Here is a 1,017-nt window from a genome sequence, read left to right as displayed (position 1 = left end):
GACATGTCCGAGTTCGCCAGCGAGTACGAGGTTTCCAAGCTCATCGGCTCGCCTCCGGGATACGTGGGGCACGACGAGGGCGGCCAGCTCACCAAGGCCGTGCGTCGGCATCCGTATTCGGTGGTGCTGTTCGATGAGATCGAGAAGGCGCACCCCGACATCTTCAATATCCTGCTGCAGGTGCTCGACGAGGGCCGTCTGACCGACGGCCAGGGCAAGACCGTCGACTTCCGCAACACCGTGGTGATCATGACTTCCAACGTGGGCGCTCGCGAGATCGCTCAGGACGCGTCGGTGGGCTTCGGCACCACGGGCGAGTCGGGCCTCACCGCCGACGAGATCCGCATGCGCGCGATGGGCGAGCTCAAGCGCCTGTTCCGCCCCGAGTTCCTGAACCGCATCGACGATATCGTGGTGTTCAAGAAGCTGGTGGGCGCGTCGCTTACCAAGATCGCCGGGCTGCTCGTGGACGACCTGCGCCAACGGCTCATCGCCAACGGCATGAACATCGTCCTCACCGATGCCGCTATCGACAAGATCGTGGCCGAGGGCACCGATCTCAGCAACGGCGCCCGTCCGCTGCGCCGTGCTATTCAGCGCTTGATCGAGGACCCGCTGTCCGAGGAGCTGTTGGCGGGCGAGTGGCACGAGGGCGACACCGTCCTGTGCGACGTGGAGGACGGCTCCTTCGTCTTCACCCATGGCGTCGGCGAGATCCCCGCTCCGCGCGCCGCGGGCGAGCTCGGTGCCGGATTCGCCGCGGCCCCGCGCAGCGCCGGCGCGGCCCCGAGCGGCCGCGGCCTGGGTGCGGGCGGCGGCCAGCTCGGGGCGGCCGCACGCGGCTAGCCGCTGCGGCTGCCCTGCGCTGCCGGCGACAGGGGCGCTGTTTTGGAATCAAAGATGAGTCCAAAAGGGTGCGATGCGCGCGTTGCGCATCGCACCCTTTAATATGAGTTGAACATTGTCAAGAGGCAAAACCGGCCCGGCCGTCCGCGGAGCTACCGCGTACGGCCGGGC

General features: G+C 67.6%; 1 protein-coding gene. It reads left to right on the top strand.

Annotated elements, in window-relative coordinates; all coding sequences use genetic code 11:
* A partial coding sequence (locus tag I2E26_RS04000; protein ID WP_195419694.1) for an AAA family ATPase occupies window positions 1-846 on the top strand: 846 nt, incomplete at its 5' end.
* Window positions 847-1,017 lie beyond the last annotated feature (171 nt).

The sequence above is a fragment of the Collinsella sp. D33t1_170424_A12 genome (assembly GCF_015554865.1).
Taxonomy (GTDB): domain Bacteria; phylum Actinomycetota; class Coriobacteriia; order Coriobacteriales; family Coriobacteriaceae; genus Collinsella.
The sequence above is the reverse complement of the archived record's forward strand: the minus strand, read 5'-3'. Positions and strand labels throughout refer to the sequence as shown.